The organism is Blautia sp. HA9023, assembly GCF_056504095.1.
In genome coordinates, this window is sequence record NZ_JBWLUR010000001.1 from 128,756 (window position 1) to 147,991 (window position 19,236).

The 19,236-nt window shown below is 45.8% G+C and carries 13 protein-coding genes, 1 tRNA gene, 3 pseudogenes and 1 other annotated feature; of the genes and pseudogenes, 14 read left to right on the forward strand and 3 right to left on the reverse strand.

What is annotated here, in order from left to right; genetic code table 11:
- Positions 1–107: 107 nt before the first annotated feature.
- The 4 genes and pseudogenes from AC04Q6_RS00585 to AC04Q6_RS00600 all read left to right on the forward strand — a co-directional run bounded on the left by AC04Q6_RS00585 (position 108) and on the right by AC04Q6_RS00600 (position 4,766).
- The gene (locus tag AC04Q6_RS00585) at positions 108–1,049 is read left to right on the forward strand and encodes a magnesium transporter CorA family protein (RefSeq protein WP_021977694.1); all 942 of its coding nucleotides are present in this window, start codon (positions 108–110) and stop codon (positions 1,047–1,049) included.
- 20 nt (positions 1,050–1,069) lie between these two features.
- Positions 1,070–1,958, forward strand: a pseudogene (locus AC04Q6_RS00590) (hypothetical protein).
- 30 nt (positions 1,959–1,988) lie between these two features.
- Positions 1,989–3,425 carry a pyruvate kinase gene (gene pyk / locus AC04Q6_RS00595; protein ID WP_021977692.1) on the forward strand — a complete coding sequence of 479 codons (1,437 nt, stop codon included), beginning with the start codon at positions 1,989–1,991 and terminating at the stop codon, positions 3,423–3,425.
- 51 nt (positions 3,426–3,476) lie between these two features.
- On the forward strand, positions 3,477–4,766 hold the full coding sequence (locus AC04Q6_RS00600; protein WP_021977691.1) for a diaminopimelate decarboxylase: 1,290 nt from the start codon (positions 3,477–3,479) through the stop codon (positions 4,764–4,766).
- Between the two features lie 157 nt (positions 4,767–4,923).
- On the opposite strand, the gene AC04Q6_RS00605 is transcribed toward AC04Q6_RS00600, so the two are convergent.
- Positions 4,924–6,297 (reverse strand): MATE family efflux transporter, encoded by a 1,374-nt coding sequence (locus tag AC04Q6_RS00605; protein ID WP_244832797.1) that lies wholly within the window; start codon positions 6,295–6,297, stop codon positions 4,924–4,926.
- Between the two features lie 77 nt (positions 6,298–6,374).
- Positions 6,375–6,456 (reverse strand) — tRNA-Leu (locus AC04Q6_RS00610).
- 221 nt (positions 6,457–6,677) lie between these two features.
- Here AC04Q6_RS00610 and ftsH point away from each other — a divergent pair.
- Positions 6,678–8,556 (forward strand): annotated as a pseudogene (gene ftsH, locus AC04Q6_RS00615) (ATP-dependent zinc metalloprotease FtsH).
- Positions 8,557–8,616: 60 nt separating this feature from the next.
- On the opposite strand, the gene AC04Q6_RS00620 reads toward ftsH, so the two are convergent.
- Positions 8,617–9,486, reverse strand: a complete 870-nt coding sequence (locus AC04Q6_RS00620; protein WP_021977688.1) for a DegV family protein — start codon at positions 9,484–9,486, stop codon at positions 8,617–8,619.
- A 261-nt stretch (positions 9,487–9,747) separates the two neighbouring features.
- On the opposite strand from AC04Q6_RS00620, the gene AC04Q6_RS00625 reads away from it, so the two are divergent.
- From AC04Q6_RS00625 to AC04Q6_RS00665, 9 genes and pseudogenes are all read left to right on the forward strand, one after another.
- Entirely contained in the window at positions 9,748–10,095 is a 348-nt protein-coding gene (locus AC04Q6_RS00625; protein ID WP_021977687.1) for an anti-sigma factor family protein, read from the forward strand.
- A gap of 2 nt (positions 10,096–10,097) precedes the next feature.
- A pseudogene (gene polA, locus AC04Q6_RS00630) lies at positions 10,098–12,738 on the forward strand (DNA polymerase I).
- A complete protein-coding gene (coaE, locus tag AC04Q6_RS00635) occupies positions 12,739–13,338 on the forward strand; it encodes a dephospho-CoA kinase (RefSeq protein ID WP_021977685.1) in 600 nt (199 codons plus the stop codon).
- Positions 13,325–14,122 (forward strand): MBL fold metallo-hydrolase, encoded by a 798-nt coding sequence (locus AC04Q6_RS00640; RefSeq protein WP_476389424.1) that lies wholly within the window; start codon positions 13,325–13,327, stop codon positions 14,120–14,122. Before coaE ends, AC04Q6_RS00640 begins: the two co-directional genes overlap by 14 nt.
- A gap of 13 nt (positions 14,123–14,135) precedes the next feature.
- Positions 14,136–14,408 (forward strand): ACT domain-containing protein, encoded by a 273-nt coding sequence (locus AC04Q6_RS00645; protein WP_021977683.1) that lies wholly within the window; start codon positions 14,136–14,138, stop codon positions 14,406–14,408.
- A 120-nt stretch (positions 14,409–14,528) separates the two neighbouring features.
- Positions 14,529–15,893 carry a PFL family protein gene (locus AC04Q6_RS00650; protein ID WP_118062476.1) on the forward strand — a complete coding sequence of 455 codons (1,365 nt, stop codon included), beginning with the start codon at positions 14,529–14,531 and terminating at the stop codon, positions 15,891–15,893.
- A 117-nt stretch (positions 15,894–16,010) separates the two neighbouring features.
- Positions 16,011–16,261 (forward strand) — a binding site (T-box leader).
- 133 nt (positions 16,262–16,394) lie between these two features.
- Entirely contained in the window at positions 16,395–17,423 is a 1,029-nt protein-coding gene (locus tag AC04Q6_RS00655) for an ABC transporter substrate-binding protein (protein WP_021977681.1), read from the forward strand.
- A 71-nt stretch (positions 17,424–17,494) separates the two neighbouring features.
- Positions 17,495–18,406: an ABC transporter permease gene (locus AC04Q6_RS00660; protein WP_118062515.1), complete on the forward strand. Its 912-nt coding sequence runs from the start codon at positions 17,495–17,497 to the stop codon at positions 18,404–18,406.
- A 3-nt stretch (positions 18,407–18,409) separates the two neighbouring features.
- Entirely contained in the window at positions 18,410–19,198 is a 789-nt protein-coding gene (locus AC04Q6_RS00665; RefSeq protein WP_476389425.1) for an ATP-binding cassette domain-containing protein, read from the forward strand.
- Positions 19,199–19,236 lie beyond the last annotated feature (38 nt).

Genomic DNA, 19,236 nt, shown 5'->3' on the forward strand with positions numbered 1-19,236 from the left:
CTTTTTTAAAAAGAAAATGTATGAATTGACAAAGCTATTTTGACTATTTATAATAGAAATGAATTTTGCCCTGGCAAAAGAAAAGCAAAAGAAGGGAAGTGGGAATCGTGGTAAGGATTTACAAGACAATAGACGGAGCCATCCACCAGATACAGGAACCGGAGGAAGGCTGCTGGATTGCGCTGACGAATCCGACGGCAACAGAGATTTTTGAATTTTCCGAGAAGTTTGATATAGAGGTTGACGATTTACGATCCCCTTTGGATGAGGAAGAACGGTCACGTATCGAAGTTGAGGATAATTATACACTGATCCTGGTTGACGTTCCTATGATCGAGGAGCGTAATGACAAGGACTGGTATGGAACCATACCGCTTGGTATCATTGTGACAGGGTCTATGATCTTTACTATCTGTCTGGAGGACACACCGGTTCTGACCAGATTTATGGAAGGAAGAGTCCGGAGCTTTTTTACCTATATGAAGACCCGTTTTATTTTCCAGATCCTTTACAGAAATGCAAGTATGTACCTGCGTTATCTGCGTATCATTGACAAGAAAAGTGAGCAGGTGGAAGAAAAACTGCATCTTTCCACAAGAAACGAGGAGCTGATCGAGCTTCTGGAACTGCAGAAATCCCTGACTTACTTTATCACATCCCTCCGGTCCAACGAGGTTGTGCTGGAGAAGCTTCTGAAGATAGACAGTATCAAGAAATATCCGGAGGATACGGATCTTCTGGAAGATGTCATCACTGAGAACAAACAGGCTATCGAAATGGCCAATGTGTACAGCGGAATCCTGAACGGAACCATGGATGCCTTTGCATCTATTATTTCCAATAATATGAATATTGTTATGAAAGTACTGGCGATCATTACCATTGTCATGAGTATTCCGACCATTGTGTTCAGCGCTTACGGAATGAACGTGGCTGGTTCCGGTATGCCGTTATCACAGAGTCCATGGGGCTTTCTGATCATTATCCTGTTTTCTGTGGCGATCAGTGTTGTGGCAGCGATCATTCTTTCCAAGAAGCGGTTTTTCTGATTTGCTGAAAGGAGAATTTAATGAAGTTTATCGACAAACTGGAACGTAAATTTGGAAGATTCGGGATTCCGAATCTGACCATTTATATTATCGGATGTTATGTACTGGGTTATATTCTGACCGCAGCTGCACCGGGAGTTTTGAGCATGCTGAGCCTGGATATGTCCATGGTCATGAAAGGTCAGATCTGGAGACTCGTAACATGGGTGATCTATCCGCCATCCAGCGTGGGAGGAATGAGTAATCTTCTCATGTTCGTGCTTGCAATTGCTTTTTTCTATTATCCGATCGGTACCTCTCTGGAACGTACCTGGGGAACTTTCCGATATACTTTGTATATTTTTTCGGGACTTTTGTTTACAGTTATTGCAGCGGCGCTTTTGTATGCAGTTACCGGCGGTTATGTGACCGTTGGGGGAATGATGCTTCCTTATGGAAGTATTTTTACCACATATTACATCAGTCTTTCTATTTTTCTTGCCTATGCAGTCACATATCCGGATCTTCAGCTGCTGCTTATGTTTGTGATCCCCATCAAGAATGAAATGGATGGCATTTGTATATGGACTGTTTATTGCGTGGGATATCGTATCATATCTTAGAGTTGGACTTTGGGTAGGCGTTGTGCCGATTGTAGCATCACTTTTGAATTTTGTGATCTTTTATTTCAGTACGCGGGATATGAACCGTTACAATCCGAAGGAGATTCACAGGAGACAGCAGTTTAAGAAGGCCATGGCTCCGACCAGAACGGGCTATGGACCAGATGGAATTGCCAAGCATAAATGCGCGATCTGCGGACGTACCGAAAAGGATGATCCAAATCTGGAGTTCCGTTTCTGCTCAAAGTGCAAGGGAAATTATGAATATTGCCAGGATCATTTATTTACGCACAAACACGTACAGTAAAACGTAAAAAAAGAGGGAGTATATTCAATTATGAAAAGAACAAAGATTATCTGTACACTTGGACCTGCCAGCAACAACAGGGAAACTCTGAAAGCTCTTATGGAGAATGGAATGGATATTGCCAGATTCAACTTTTCTCACGGAGACCACGAGGAGCAGAAGGGCCGTGTGGACATGATCAAAGAGCTTCGTGAGGAGCTGGATATGCCGATCGCGATGCTTCTTGATACAAAGGGACCGGAGATCCGTACCAGACTTTTAAAGGACGGACAGAAGGTAAAACTGGAGTCAGGAAACCAGTTTGTACTTGGAATCGGTGATTTTGAAGGTGATGACAAAAAAGTTGCCATCACATATGAGACACTTTATAAAGACGTGAAACCGGGAAACAAGATTCTTATTGATGATGGTCTGATCGAGCTGGAAGTTAAGGCGATCAAAGGAACCGATATCATCTGTGATATCTTAAACGGTGGTGAGCTGGGAGAGAAAAAAGGCGTAAATGTTCCTTACGTAAAAGTAAATCTTCCGGGTATCACAGAGCAGGATAAGAACGATATCCTTTTTGGTATCGAGCAGAAATTTGATTTCATTGCGGCATCTTTCGTCCGTTCCGCAGAGGTGATCCGTGAGATCCGTAAACTTCTGAATGATAACGGTGGAAAGGACATCGGTATTATTGCGAAGATTGAGAATGCAGAAGGTGTTGAGAACATTGATTCCATCATTGAAGCATCGGATGGTATCATGGTTGCCAGAGGAGATCTTGGCGTGGAGATTCCTGCAAGCCAGGTGCCGCACATCCAGAAAGAGATCATCCGTAAATGCAATGAACATTATACACCGGTTATCACAGCAACACAGATGCTGGATTCCATGATCCGTAATCCGCGTCCGACACGTGCGGAGGTAGCGGACGTTGCCAATGCGATCTACGATGGAACCGATGCGATCATGCTTTCCGGTGAGACAGCAGCTGGTAAATATCCGGTTGATGCCCTTCAGATGATGGCAGAGATCGCAGAGATGACAGAGCCGCATCTGGATTATAAGGTATTTATTGAGCACCGCTCCATGGATGGAAGAGAGAAAATCTCCAGCGCAGTTGCACTTGCAACAGTCCGCACTGCGAAGAATCTGAAGGCAAATGCTATCGTGACACCGACCATGAGTGGAAATACAGCCAGACTGATTTCCAATTTCCGCCCGAAGGTTCCGATCTATGCCATTACACCGAACTCAACCATCCAGCACAAACTTCAGCTGATCTGGGGTGTAACACCTCTGAAAGGATATCAGAGAGATACCACGGACCATATCATGTCTCAGGCTATGAATGTTGTCCGCAGCCGTCATCTGATCCATAAAGGAGACCTTGTTGTATTTACAGCAGGAGACCCTGCGACCAACATGACAAACGGTCATGGTGCAGTGACAAATATGATGCACGTGATCGAGGCAGAATAAGACCGGGGGTTCTTAAGGAACAGCGGTCGGAAAACAGGAGATACAGTTATTATGAAAAAAGTACCATTTGTGACACTTGAGAAACTCAACGAGATTACCGAAAAATATCCGACACCTTTCCATCTTTATGATGAGAAGGGAATCCGTGAGAATGCAAAAGCCCTGAAAGAGGCTTTCGCCTGGAACAAAGGATTCAAGGAATTTTTTGCAGTAAAAGCAACACCGAACCCTTATCTGATCAACATTCTTCAGGAGTATGGCTGCGGCTGTGACTGCTCCTCCGCCACAGAGCTTATGATGGCAAAAGCAGTGGGCTGCAAGAAGGGCGATATCATGTTCTCCTCCAACGATACACCGGAGAAAGAGTTCAAATATGCAGATGAGATCGGTGGAATCATCAATCTTGATGATATCACACATATTGAGAGCGTAGAGAGAGCTCTCGGAAGAATTCCGGAAGTGATCAGCTGCCGTTATAATCCAGGCGGAGTATTCAAGATCAGCAACGGTATCATGGATAATCCTGGAGATGCAAAATACGGAATGACTACCGAGCAGATTTTTGATGCATTCCGCATCCTGAAATCTAAAGGTGCCAAAGAATTTGGAATCCATGCATTCCTTGCCAGCAACACCGTAACCAACGACTACTATCCGATGCTTGCAAAAGTTATGTTTGAGCTTGCCGTAAAGCTTCAGAAAGAGACTGGCGCACATATTAAATTTATCAACCTTTCAGGCGGTATCGGAATTCCTTACAAACCGGATCAGGAGCCAAATGACATCCGCGTGATCGGTGAGGGTGTCCGCAAGGTTTACGAGGAAGTTCTTGTTCCGGAAGGAATGGGTGATGTTGCGATCTACACAGAGCTTGGCCGTTTCATGATGGGACCGTATGGCTGTCTTGTTACAAAAGCCATCCACGAAAAACATACACATAAGGAGTACATCGGTGTAGATGCCTGTGCGGTAAACCTGATGCGTCCGGCTATGTATGGTGCTTACCATCACATTACCGTTATGGGAAAAGAGAACGAGCCATGTGACCATAAATATGATGTGACAGGTTCCCTTTGTGAGAACAATGATAAATTTGCCATTGACCGTATGCTTCCGAAGATCGACATGGGAGATCTCCTTGTGATCCACGATGCAGGCGCTCATGGTTTTGCAATGGGCTATAACTACAATGGTAAACTGAAATCTGCAGAGATCCTTCTTCATGAGGATGGCAGCTTTGAGATGATCCGCCGTGCCGAGACACCGAGAGATTATTTTGCAACATTTGACTGCTTCCCTGTTTTTGAGAAACTTCTTCAGGATGAAGACGAACTGAAATAAAAGATAGATTAACCAAATCAAGTAAGTAGCGAAGCGGATTGCGAATATCCGCTTGACCCGGATACGGATTGTGAATATCCGTCTTAAGCTGTGAAAAAAGGCCTTCCATGCATGTGGATAATCATGCTGGAAGGCTTTTTTGATCAACAGGATTTTGTTATTTTTGGCTGTCGGAAATTTCTGCCAGAGCTTTTTTAAACTCAAAGAAAAACAGGATGGCAGTGAAGGTAACAGCCAGGATATCTGCAACCGGCTCAGCCATATAAACTGCATTTGTTTGATCAGCACGGAAAATATTGGGCAGGATATAGATCAGCGGGATGACCAGGACAAATTTCCGGACAATAGCCACAATGATGGAATCCCTGGCTCTGCCAAGGGAGATAAAGGTCATCTGGCAGGCAATCTGGATACCAAAGATAAACACAACTGCCATATAGATCCGGAGAGCTGTCTTTGTGAAAGCAAGTAATGTACTGTCCGAAGTAAACATTCCGGCAAAGATCTGCGGGAAGATCATAATGATCAGCCACAGGATCACGGAATAAGAAACACTTGTTTTTACAAGAAGCTTAAATGTAGAACGTACACGCTTTTCGTTACGTGCACCATAGTTGTAGCTGATGATAGGCTGTGCACCCTGACCAAGTCCCTGAAGAGGAAGCATGGCAAACTGCATGACGCTGGTGAGGATGGTCATGGCTCCTACGGCAACATCCCCGCCGTATTTTAAGAGTGAGGAGTTGTAGCAGACAGAGATAATGCTTTCACTGAGCTGCATGACAAAGAGAGAAGAGCCAAGAGCCATACAGGGCAGAATGATATCGGCTTTCAGTTTCATGGTGCTTTTCCGAAGCTTCAGGAAGGTCTTTTTTCCAAAGAGGAATGAGAGGACCCAGATGCAGGAAAATGCCTGGGAGATCACCGTTGCCAGAGCAGCGCCCCGGACACCCATGTGGAATCCGAAAATAAAAACTGGATCCAGAATAATATTGGAGACTGCACCGATCAGTACGGAGAGCATTCCTGTTTTTGCGAATCCCTGGGCTGTGATGAAATTATTCATGCCAAGAGTCAGCTGTACAAAGATAGTTCCTACTGCATAGATATTCATGTAACCCACTGCATAGTCGATGGTGTTTGCGCTGGCGCCGAATGCAAGGAGAAAGCTGCGGTTTCCGAGAAACAGGATAACAGTCAAGATCAGGGAGATGATGATCTGCATGGTGAAGCAGTTTCCGAGAGTCTGTTCGGCTTTTGAGGTGTCATTTTTACCCATAAAGATGCTGGCTCTGGGAGCACCTCCGTTTCCGACAAGAGCAGCAAAGGCAGATACGACCATAATAAGCGGCATACAGACACCTACACCGGTAAGGGCAAGAGCACCCTCTCCGGGAATATGACCAATATAGATACGATCGACGATATTGTAGAGCATATTGATGAGCTGTGCAGCAACTGTGGGAAGTGCAAGCTGCAGAAGCAGCTTTCCGACAGGCTTGGTTCCTAAAAAGCTTTTGTCTTTTTCCATTTTTTGTTCCTTTCGTGATTTTTTTGTATCATATAATAAAGACCTGACAGATCTCTCCGTCAGGTCTTTTATGCGAATGCCGCTGGCCGGACTCGAACCGGCACGGATTGCTCCGCTTGATTTTGAGTCAAGTGCGTCTGCCAATTCCGCCACAGCGGCATAACCATTTATTATAATAGCACAGCACCAGTTGGTTTGCAAGGATTTTTTCAGAATAAAGGGATTATTTGGAAATATTTTCAATTCTAAAAAGTTTATGAAATCGGAGGCTGGCTCCTTGAAATTGACTGAAAAAAGTGGTAGAGTGTGCTACAAGGCTGTACCACCTGATATAGCACTGTGGATATAGCAATATACTATAAGATAACGGAGGAGACTGCATGAATCTGAATTCCAAAAAACCAGAGAAGCGGCCGTTGTATGTATATTACATCATCGCGGTCGTAATTATTATTCTGCTGAATGTTTTTGCTCTTCCTGCCCTTTCTGAGCGAAGTGTAAAGGAAACCGATTACACCACCTTTCTGAAAGCCGTAGACGGAGGAAAAGTATATGAGGCAACCATTGATTCTGATTACATTTACTATACGATGAAAGTAGATGGAAATGATGTCTATTGTAAGACCGTATCGGTAGATGATCAGGATCTTGTATCCCATCTTTATGATGCAGGTGTAAGCATTGAGGGTACTGCACCTCAGAGGCAGTCCCTGCTTTTGTCCCTGATCCTGGGATATGTATTTCCGATTGCCATTTTTGTTCTGCTGGGACGCTGGCTCAGCAAGAAGATGATGAGTTCCATGGGCAATGGTGGCCCTGGAGGCATGATGTCCTTTGGTAAAAGTAATGCCAAGGTTTATGTAAAGTCCTCCACAGGAATTAAATTTACAGACGTGGCAGGCGAGGATGAAGCCAAGGAGCTTCTGACGGAGATTGTGGATTTCCTCCATAACCCGGCGAAATACAAAGAGATCGGTGCTTCCATGCCAAAAGGTGCCCTGCTTGTGGGCCCTCCTGGAACCGGTAAAACTCTTCTTGCCAAGGCTGTTGCCGGCGAGGCAGAGGTTCCGTTTTTCTCCATTTCCGGTTCGGAATTTGTGGAGATGTTTGTTGGTATGGGTGCTGCCAAGGTTCGAGATCTTTTTAAACAGGCCAATGAGAAAGCACCATGTATTGTATTTATTGATGAGATTGATACCATCGGTAAGAAACGTGACGGCTCCGGAATGGGCGGCGGAAACGATGAGCGTGAGCAGACACTGAACCAGCTTCTGACAGAGATGGACGGTTTTGACGGCTCCAAGGGTGTTGTGATCCTGGCGGCTACCAACAGACCGGATTCCCTTGACCCGGCACTTCTTCGACCGGGACGTTTTGACAGAAGAATTCCGGTTGAGCTTCCGGATCTGCAGGGACGTGAGGAAATCCTGAAAGTTCATGCCAAGAAGATCAAGATTGCAGATAGTGTTCGTTTTGACGAGATCGCCAAGGCTGCAGTTGGTGCTTCCGGTGCGGAACTTGCCAACATTGTCAATGAGGCGGCTCTCCGTGCAGTCCGTGACGGACGGAAATTTGCCACACAGGCGGATTTTGAAGAGAGTATTGAGGTTGTTATTGCCGGATACCAGAAGAAGAACCGTGTGCTTTCCAACAAGGAGAAACTGATCGTTTCCTATCATGAGGTTGGACAATGCACTGGTTGCTGCCAAGCAGACAGATTCTGCACCGGTCCATAAGATTACGATCATTCCGCGTACTTCTGGTGCATTGGGTTATACCATGCAGGTAGATGAGCAGGAACATTTCCTGATGTCCAAGGAAGAACTTGAGAATAAGATCGCTACCTTTACAGGTGGCCGTGCAGCGGAAGAACTGATTTTCCATTCCATTACCACTGGTGCTTCCAATGATATTGAGCAGGCGACCAAGATTGCCAGAGCGATGATCAGCCGATATGGTATGAGCGATGATTTTGATATGGTTGCCATGGAGAATGTGAGCAATCAGTATCTTGGCGGAGATGCCAGCCTGACCTGTTCTTTTGAGACGCAGACACTTCTGGATAAGAAGGTTGTGGAGCTTGTAAGACGGGAGCATGAGAAGGCTACGAAGATCCTGACGGATAATATAGGAAAGCTTCATGAGATTGCCAAGTATCTGTATGAGCATGAGACAATTACCGGTGAGGAGTTTATGAAGATTCTGAATGAAAAACCGGATGAGATTGAAGAAATTCAGGAAAATGAAACAAGACAGTAAGAAGAAAGCGGGGCCCTGGGGCTCCGCTTTTGCTGTAAAAATATAAATTGTTCAGATTGTTTACCAGATTTCCGGATGTACCTTAGAACAGGTGAGAGCCAGGCTTCCCGGGCCGATGTGGCAGGAGACGCTTAATGACAGAGGGAAGATATTGATCTCACCGATGTCCGGGAAGGTGGCGAGAACTTCTTTTCGGAATTCCTGGGCTGCTTCCAGGTTGTGGGAGTGGATGACATCCAGGTTGATCTTTTCTCCGAAGCGGTTTGCGATATCATCTTTGATGGCTTTGGTCATGGTGTTTTTGGCCTGGTTCATGGTGCGGGCTTTGGAGAAGGCGTCCAGTTTTTCGCCCTGGATCTGAAGAACCGGTTTCAGGCGGAGCAGGGTTCCGATAGCTGCAGCAGCAGGGGTGATGCGTCCGCCCTGTTTCAGGTATTTCAGGGTTGCTACAGTGATATAAATGCTGGAATCGAAGCGGGTTTCTTCCAGCCAGGTTCCGATTTCATCGGCAGAGAGGCCGTTTTTGGCCTGCTGGATGGCTTCTATGGCGGAATAGCGTAAGGTTCCGGAGATTCTCTGGTTGTTTACAACGCGTACATGGCCATCATAGTCCTCCGCCAGCATGCGGGCGGTCTGCATGGAACTGGAGAGACCGCTGGACATGGGAATATGTACGATCTCGTCATAGTCTTTGAGCAGGCTGTCCCACAGTGTAGTTACGGATTCAGGAGTGGGCTGCGAGGTGGATACGTGACATTCGGGGTGCTGCTCAAGATACTGGAAGAACTCGGCCTGGTTCATGTCGATATCTTCAAGATATTCTTTTTCATCTATAAAAAATGGCATTGGAAGCATGTAGATGCCAAGGTCTTTTGCCTGGGATGGAGATATACCGCAGTTGCTGTCTGTAACGATTGCAATAGATTTCATAGTGATGGTCCTCCTTGCTGGATTTGCATATTCGGTCGGTGTTCTTGTTTTCTGACCGGGATATCTCAAGTATATCACAGGAAACTGCCCTTGTCATTCACTGTTTAATTAGCTATAATGATAACATTCTGGGAAACGTTTGAACGCAAAGTGCTGAATATTGCGTTCATGAACATGCAGTAAAGTGGAATAGGAATATCTGCTTTACGTAATTGAGAGAAACGGAAGATCGATGTCCGTTGTGCTGAAAGAGAGGAATTTATGAATTGTCGTATTGCAGAGGGAATGGTGAATAAATACATCAATCATACGTTGCCATTGAATGATCTGGAGGATTTTCTGGAGCATATTGAGAATTGTTCTTCCTGTTACGACGAGCTTGCTACGTATTTTATTGTGCATAAAGCCATGCAGCAGCTGGATGAGAAACAGGAGGATACGGTTTTGGATTTTAAAGAACTTCTGGAAGAAGATATCCGGAAGTCAAGAAGATATATCCGCAGAAAGAAATTCCACAGAGCAGTTGTGGCGATTGCGTTTTGTGCATTGATTGCTGTACTGGTGGTTTTTCTCTTTTTTGTGATCCTGGAACTGAAGGAGGGAATTTAATTTTGAGTGAAAAAATATTACTGATCGATGGACATAGTATTTTGAACAGGGCATTTTATGGCCTGCCGGATCTTACCAATGCAGAGGGACGCCATACAGGAGCAGTATATGGATTTCTGAATATTATGTTCAGAATTATGGAAGAAGAGAAGCCGGAGTACCTTACCGTTGCCTTTGACCTGAGTGCACCTACGTTCCGGCATAAGCGTTACGAAGCTTATAAAGGAACCCGAAAACCCATGCCGGAGGAACTTCGGGAACAGGTTCCGCTGATCAAAGAGATGCTTGCTGCCATGGGGATCAACATCATGTCGTTGGAAGGATATGAGGCAGATGACCTTCTTGGCACAGTTGCAAGAAGAAGTGAAGCGAAAGGCATGGATGTCACCATTCTTTCCGGAGACCGGGATCTTCTTCAGCTTGCCACGGATAAGGTTCTGATTCGACTTCCGAAGACCGTCCGGGGCAAGACTACCATTGAGAATTATCATACTGCGGAAGTGCTCGAAAAATATCAGGTAACGCCGCCGCAGATCATAGAACTGAAAGCTCTGATGGGTGACAGTTCCGATAATATTCCGGGAATTCCAGGCGTTGGAGAAAAAACCGCAACCAAGATGATCGTGCAGTTCGGTTCCATTGAGAATGCCCATGAGCATCTGGAAGAAGTGAAGCCCAACAAGGCGAAAGAATCTCTCCGTGAACATTACGATATGGCACAGCTTTCCAAAGAACTTGCGACCATCAATACAGACAGTCCGCTGGAATTCTCCTACGAAAAGGCGAAAGTGGAGAATCCCTATACTCCGGAAGCCTATGAACTGTGCAAACGACTGGAATTTAAAAACATGCTGAACCGTTTTGATCCGGTTACGGCAGCAGATTCCTCCATGGAACTGGAATTTTTTACCTGTAATGATCTTTCCGGGGTGGAGGCCCTGTTTGAAAAAGCAGCGAGGAAAGAGCAGGTGGGTATTTCCGTTCTTGCAGACCCGGATCAGGTGTATGCCGTAGGACTGGTCCTGGATGAAAAAGAAATCTATCAGATTCCGGTGGGAGGACTTCTTACCGGGGATTACCTTTGTGGAAAGCTGAAAGCCCTGGCGGATAGTACAGTGCTCTGTGCCATGGACATCAAGGCAGTTCTCAAACATTGTCCCGCTGGAAGAACCGGAAAAAGTTTTTGACACAGGGGTTGCGGCGTACCTTCTGAATCCGCTGAAATCTTCCTATACCTATGACGATATTGCCAGAGAATATCTGGATGGCATGATGCTCCCGGCAAAAGAAGATCTTCTTGGAAAAACTTCCCTGAAAAAAGCCTGGGAAGAAGAAATGGAATGCCTTGGAAATTATGCCTGTTATCAGGCCTTTGTTCCATGTATGGCCCGTGGCGTTCTTCTTGAAAAACTGGACGAAACAGGCATGCGTAAAGTTTACGATGAGATCGAGCTTCCTCTTGTCTTTACTCTGGATTCCATGGAAAAATGGGGAATTTCCGTTAAAGGTGAAGAACTTAAAAGTTATGGCGAAAAGCTGAAAGTCCGCATCCAGGAGCTGGAAAAAACCATCTGGCAGGAAGCAGGGGAGGAATTTAACATCAATTCCCCGAAACAGCTGGGTGTGATTCTTTTTGAAAAACTGGGACTTCCCGGTGGAAAGAAAACCAAGACGGGTTACTCCACCGCAGCGGATATCCTGGATAAACTGGCAGCGGATCATGCTATTGTAAAAGATATTCTGGAGTACCGTCAGCTGACCAAGCTGAAATCCACTTATGCAGATGGTCTTGGAAATGTGATCGGAAAAGACGGACGAATTCACTCCACTTTCAATCAGACAATCACGGCAACCGGACGTATCAGCAGCACGGACCCAAATCTTCAGAACATTCCGGTACGTATGGAACTGGGAAGGCTGATCCGCAAGGTTTTTGTGCCGGAGGAAGGATTTGTATTTCTGGATGCGGATTATTCTCAGATTGAACTTCGTGTACTGGCCCATATGTCCGGCGATGAAAAACTGATCCAGGCTTACCGTGAGGCAGAGGATATCCACCGCCTTACCGCATCCAAGGTGTTCCATGTACCGCTGGACGAGGTGACACCTCTTCAGAGACGAAATGCCAAGGCGGTAAACTTTGGAATTGTTTACGGCATCAGTTCCTTTGGATTGAGCCAGGATTTAAGTATTACCAGAAAAGAGGCAGCTGCCTACATCGAAAAATATTTTGAAACCTATCCGAAGATCAAGGGATTTCTGGATGGCCTGGTAAAAGAAGGCAGGGAACATGGTTATGTGACTACCATGTTTGGCAGACGAAGACCTGTGCCGGAACTGAAATCCAGCAATTTCATGCAGCGTTCTTTCGGAGAACGTGTGGCCATGAATTCCCCGATCCAGGGTACTGCGGCGGACATCATCAAGATCGCCATGAACCATGTTTATGAACGGGTGAAAAAAGAAGGCCTGCACTCAAGACTGGTGCTTCAGGTACACGATGAGCTTTTGATCGAGACAAAGAAGGAAGAAATCGAGATCGTTTCCCGCATTCTGGAAGAAGAGATGAAGGGAGCCGCAGATCTTGCAGTGGAACTTGAAGTGGATATGCACCAGGGCGACAGCTGGTATGAGGCGAAATAAATGAGAGTGATCGGAGTAACCGGCGGAGTAGGCGCCGGAAAAAGTACAGTACTTGGAATCCTGGAAGAAGAGTTTCAGGCATATGTGATTCAGGCAGACCAGCTTGGCCATATTTTGATGGAACCGGGAGAAGAATGTTACGATGCGGTGATCGCATTGTTTGGAAAAGAAATCATAAAAAAAGATAAAACTATTGACCGGAGAAGGATTTCTGATGTAGTATTCACAGATAAGGATATGCTTTTGAAATTAAACGGGATCATTCATCCGGCCGTAAAACAGAGAATCCTCCGTCTTCTTGGAGAACAGAAGGAAGCGGGAAGAGGAATCTGCGTTGTGGAGGCTGCTCTTTTTCTGGAAGAAAATTATCAAGAATTCTGTGATGAAGTCTGGTATGTGTATACAGAAGAAGAGATCCGGATCCAGCGCCTGATGGAAAGCCGCGGCTATTCCAGAGAGAAATCTCTTGGCATTATCCGAAACCAGGTATCTGATCAGGTTTTCAGAGAACACACGGATTATGTGATCGAAAACAACGGAGATCTTTCAGATACCCGGAGACAGATCAGAGAAGGGATAGAGAGAAATGAGACTTTGTAGTATTGCCAGCGGAAGCAGCGGCAACTGTATTTATGTGGGTTCTGAGGAGGCGCATCTCCTGGTAGATGTGGGAATCAGCGGGAAAAATATCGAGAAAGGCCTGAATACCCTTGACCTTACCGGAAAAGATGTGGACGGAATCCTGATCACCCATGAACATTCCGACCATATCAAGGGCCTGGGAGTGATCTCCAGAAAATACGGAATTCCCATTTACGCCACAGGCGGGACTGCAGACGCCATGCTTCGGATGAAATCCCTTGGAAAAATGCCGGAGGGGCTGATCCACGAGATCCGGGAAGATGAGCCGTTTGAGATTAAAGACCTGACAGTAAATCCTTTTACCATTTCCCATGATGCGGCACAGCCGGTAGGTTACCGCCTGGAATGCGGAGAACATTCGGTGGGAATTGCCACAGATCTTGGAAAATATAATGATTACATTGTAAAAAATCTGGAGAATCTGGATGCGGTGCTTCTGGAAGCCAACCATGATATCCGTATGCTCCAGGTTGGAAAATACCCTTATTATCTGAAACAGAGAATCCTGGGAGACAGAGGCCATCTTTCCAACGAGAATGCAGGCCGCCTGCTTTGCCGGATTCTCCATGATAATCTGAAAGCTGTTTTTCTCGGCCATTTAAGCCGGGAAAACAACTACGAAGAACTTGCCTATGAGACTGTTTGCTCGGAGGTAACGCTTGGTGACAACCCGTATCGTTCCAGGGATTTTAAGATCCAGGTAGCGAAGAGGGATCACATATCAGAAATAATCACAGTGTAGAAAGGAAAAAACGATGAAGAAGACAATTATCACAGTAGTAGGAAATGACACAGTAGGAATTATCGCAAAGGTTTGTACATACCTTGCAGAGAATCAGGTTAACATTCTGGATATTTCTCAGACCATCGTTCAGGGGTACTTCAACATGATGATGATCGCAGACACAGCAAAATGTGAAAAAGATGGCGGCACACTTGCAAAAGAGCTGGAAAATCTTGGCAAAGAGATCGGCGTTGTGATCCACTGCCAGCATGAAGATATTTTTAACATGATGCATCGAGTATAATAAAATAACGGTATACCGTTATTTAACCTATAAACTGTGAAGCAGTTTATGGGCTATGAGCAAGTAGCGAAGCGGATTGCGAATATCCGCTTGACCATCAATCATCAGGGAGAAAATAAAATGATCAATATTTTTGAGGTAAACGAGACAAATAAAATGATCGAACAGGAGAATCTGGATGTGCGTACCATTACCATGGGTATCAGCCTTTTAGACTGTATCGATCCTGACCTGGATGCACTGAATCAGAAAATATATGAGAAGATCACCACAAAAGCCAGAAACCTGGTAGCTACCGGTGATGAGATTGCAACCGAGTACGGGATCCCGGTTGTAAATAAACGAATTTCCGTAACACCGATCGCTCTGGTTGGTGGAGCCGCATGTAAGAAACCGGAAGATTTTGTGACCATCGCAAGAACACTGGATAAATGTGCCAAGGAAGTTGGAGTGAACTTTATCGGCGGATATTCCGCACTGGTAAGCAAGGGAATGACTCCGGCAGAGGAACTTCTCATCCGCTCCATCCCGCAGGCAATGGCAGAGACAGAGCGTGTCTGCAGTTCTGTAAACGTTGGTTCCACCAAGACCGGTATTAACATGGATGCCGTAAAACTGATGGGCGAGATCGTCCTTGCAACCGCAGAGGCAACCAAAGAGCAGGATTCCCTTGGCTGTGCCAAACTTGTAGTGTTCTGCAACGCACCGGATGACAACCCGTTTATGGCAGGCGCTTTCCACGGTGTTACAGAGGCAGACTGCATCATCAATGTAGGTGTCAGCGGCCCTGGCGTTGTAAAAAAAGCCCTGGAGCAGGTTCGTGGAGAGGATTTCGGAACACTTTGCGAGATGATCAAACGTACCGCATTTAAGGTAACACGAGTTGGACAGCTGGTTGCACGTGAGGCATCCAGACGTCTGGATGTGCCGTTTGGTATTGTGGATCTTTCTCTTGCACCGACACCGGCCATCGGTGATTCCGTAGCGGAGATCCTGGAGGAGATCGGTCTTGAGAGAGCCGGCGCACCGGGAACAACTGCAGCACTTGCCCTTCTTAATGACCAGGTGAAAAAAGGCGGTGTTATGGCAGCAGCAGCTGTAGGAGGCTTAAGCGGTGCCTTTATTCCGGTCAGTGAGGATCAGGGAATGATCGATGCGGTAAACGAAGGAGCTCTTACTCTTGAAAAACTGGAAGCCATGACCTGCGTATGCTCGGTCGGCCTGGATATGATCGCAGTTCCGGGAGATACCAAAGCTACCACACTGGCAGGTATCATTGCAGATGAGTCTGCCATCGGTATGGTAAACCAGAAGACAACTGCAGTACGTCTGATCCCGGTAATTGGCAAAGGCGTAGGCGAAACTGTTGAGTTTGGCGGACTTCTTGGCTATGCACCGATCATGCCGGTAAATTCCTTCTCCTGCGATGCGTTTGTACAGAGAGGTGGAAGAATCCCGGCACCGATCCACAGCTTTAAGAACTAAGGTACTGTTTACTTTATGACCGGCAACACGTTTCGCGATGCACAGAATTTCTGAAATTAATTTCATTTCGGGGTTGACAGACTCACGTTGATGTGCTAAAGTAAACACAACTTAAAAAACAAACCAGTGAGAAAGAGAAGTAAACATTTCAGGAAGCTTCGCAGAGAGCGGTGATGGTGGGAATCCGCAGGGAACCAGATGTTGAATGGACTTTCGAGGGCGGCCCGAACTATTTATCTGTACAGTAGGCGCCGACGGGAACCGAACCCGTTATCAATGAGGAGTGTATGTTAGTACACCGGAAAGTGGACGATTCGTCAATTTGAGTGGTACCGCGATAATAAAGAACTTTTATTACCGTCTCAAGCATAATATAAGCTTGAGACGGTTTTTGTGTTACAGGAAAAAGAAATTCTGTTGCATAAAAGTTGTTCCGGAAAAGCAGACCGCAGGGTGTACAAAAAGTAATCATAAGCGGAAATAAGAAGGGAGAACAAAATTATGAAAAAAAGAATGTTAGTAATCGCAGCAGCAGTAGCAGCAACAAGTATGATGATGGCCAGCCCGGTTATGGCAGAGGATTTTAAAGTCGGTATTTGCAATTATGTAGATGATGCCTCCCTGAATCAGATCGTAGACAATATCCAGTCCCGTCTGGAAGAGATCGGCAAAGAAAAAGGTATCACATTTGATGTATCCTATGATAACTGCAATGCAGATGCCAGTGTTATGGAACAGATCATTTCCGATTTCCAGGCAGATAACGTTGACCTGATGGTAGGTGTGGCTACACCGGTGGCAATGCGTATGCAGTCTGCTACAGAGGGAAGTGATACACCGGTTGTTTTCTCCGCAGTATCCGATCCGGTTGGCTCCGGCCTTGTAGATTCTCTGGATGCTCCTGGAGCAAATATTACAGGAACCAGTGATTATCTGGATACTTCTTCTATCATGAAACTGATCCAGGCACAGAATCCGGATGTAAAGAAAATCGGTCTTCTTTATGATGTAGGACAGGACTCCTCCACAACAGCGATCCAGGAAGCAAAAGATTACCTGGATGAGCAGGGAATCGAATATGTAGAACGTACCGGAACGACTACCGATGAAGTCCAGCTTGCGGCAGATGCACTGATCGCAGATGGTGTGGATGCCGTATTTACACCTACAGACAATACCATCATGACAGCAGAGCTTTCTATTTATGAGAAATTTATTGACGCAGGAATCCCTCACTACACAGGTGCTGACTCCTTTGCATTAAATGGTGCTTTTGTAGGATATGGTGTTGATTATGCAAATCTTGGACAGAAAACAGCCGATATGATCGCAGATATCCTGGTAGATAACGCAGATCCGGCCAAAACCGCTGTGGAAACATTTGATAATGGTACTGCAACAGTTAATACAGAAACCTGCAAAGAACTTGGTCTTGATTTTGATACCGTAAAGAAAGCATTTGAGCCGCTCTGCACACAGGTAAATGAGATCACAACCGCAGAGAGCTTCGATGAAGTAGACGCAAAATAAATAACCGTTCACCTTGTAGAACAGTTATGAAATAAATCCAATTGGAGGAAATCACTGTGACGATTGCAACTATGTTCTCCCTCGGGGAGACTGCTCTGAAGCTTGGACTGATCTGTTCCCTGACAGTTCTTGCTCTGTTTCTTAGTTATTCTATGCTGAATGTCTGCGACCTTTCTACAGATGGCTGCTTTACTTTTGGAGCCGCTGTAGGAGCCGTAGTAGCTGTAAGCGGACATCCGTTTCTGTCTATAGTGGCAGCTATGGCAGCAGGTGTTACGTCGGGATTTGTAACTGCCATCTTGCAGACAAAGCTGGGAGTAGACAGCCTGCTTGCAGGTATCATTGTAAATACGGCCTTATATTCCGTAAATATTGCGGTCATGGGAGGCTCTTCTCTCATTAATATGAACCGGACAACCACGGTATTTACCATGATGAAGGATGCACTTGCAGGTACACCTTTAAAAGGCAGAGAAGATATTATCATTGCAGCCATCGCAGTGATCCTTGTGATCGTATTTCTGGTATTTTTCCTGAGAACAAGACTTGGTCTTGCAATCCGGGCAACCGGAAATAATTCCGATATGGTAAAATCTTCCTCCATCAATCCGGTCTTTACAACTGTGATCGGCCTTTGTGTGGCAAATGCATTTACCGCACTTTCCGGATGCCTTCTGTCCCAGTCACAGAAATCCGTAGATATCAACATCGGACAGGGTATGGTCACCATCGCACTGGCATCTCTGCTGATCGGAGGTACTCTTCTTGGTCATGGAGGAATTTTTGTAAGGGCGGTAGGAATGGTGCTTGGTTCCTTTATCTTCCGCCTTGTGTACACCATTGCACTTCGTTTCAATATGCCGGCGTTTATGCTGAAACTGGTATCTTCTGTGATCGTTGTTCTTGCAATTTCCGGTCCATATCTTAAGAAACAGTGGCCGCAGATCCGAAGAAGAATGACTCATACAAAAGGAGGCAGATGATCCATGTTAAAAATCAGCCATATTTCAAAAACATTTAATCCGGGAACCGTAAACGAAAAAAAGGCAATCGAAGATCTTTCCCTGGAACTGAAAAAAGGCGACTTTGCTACGATCATCGGTTCCAATGGTGCGGGAAAATCAACACTTTTCAACGCAATCTGCGGTGATTTCCTTACAGATGCAGGCTCTATCGAGCTGGACGGCAGGGATATCACATTTATGCCGCAGCACGCACGTGCAAAAGAAATCGGCTGTCTTTATCAGGACCCGATGCGCGGAACTGCTCCGGGTATGACGATCGAAGAGAATCTTGCGCTTGCAGCCGGGAAGGGCGGATGGCTTTCCCACACAACCCGGCAGGAAAAAGAACGTTTTCGTGAGGAACTGAAGAAACTGGACATCGGCCTGGAAGAGCGGATGAGTCATCCGGTAGGACTTCTTTCCGGTGGGCAGAGACAGGCCTTGACACTTCTGATGGCGACCATGAACCCGCCGAAACTGCTTCTTCTGGATGAGCATACTGCAGCACTTGACCCGGGAACTGCAGAGAAAGTCCTGAATCTCACAAAACGGATCGTGGAAGAACATCAGCTGACCTGTCTGATGATCACACACAATATGCAGTCAGCAATTGATCTTGGAAACCGTATTTTGATGATGGATTCCGGTAATATCGTACTGGATATCGGAGGAGAAGAGAAAAAGAACATGACTGTGGACGGTCTTCTTGAGAAGTTTAAGACAGGAGCCGGCAAGGCCTTGGATAATGACCGTATTCTTTTGTCGGAATAATGAATGATAAGTAGAAGAGCCATCACTATCTGAAACAG